This is a genomic window from Adlercreutzia sp. DFI.6.23 (assembly GCF_024462535.1).
Lineage (GTDB): Bacteria > Actinomycetota > Coriobacteriia > Coriobacteriales > Eggerthellaceae > Adlercreutzia > Adlercreutzia rubneri.
In genome coordinates this window covers 1-303 of the sequence record NZ_JANGBP010000470.1, presented here as the reverse complement: position 1 = coordinate 303, position 303 = coordinate 1, and the positions used below count along the sequence as shown (strand labels likewise).

General features: G+C 71.6%; 1 pseudogene. It reads left to right on the top strand.

From position 1 onward, the window contains the following. Positions 1 to 303 (top strand): annotated as a pseudogene (locus NE591_RS14190) (hypothetical protein); the annotation flags it as partial.

Below are 303 nucleotides of genomic sequence, written 5' to 3'. Positions count from 1 at the left end.
CTGACGCCGGTGCAGCACGAGGCCATCTCCCGCCTGTTCCGCTGCGATCGCACTATCCTGGGGGATGTGAACCAGCTCGTGGACGGCCGTGCGGTGTCGGCGCCCGAGGCGGTGGCGGCCCATTGTCCGGGCGCGCGGGTGGTGCGGCTCATGACGAGTTACCGTTCGACCAGCGAGATCACCGAGCTGGCCGCCCGGGTGATGCCCGTTGCGGGTCTCGTCGCCGTTCAGCGCCATGGGGAGGCGGTGCGCTTTGCGCGCTGCGGCGACACCGTGGGGGTGCTCGCGGCGGTGGACGAAGCC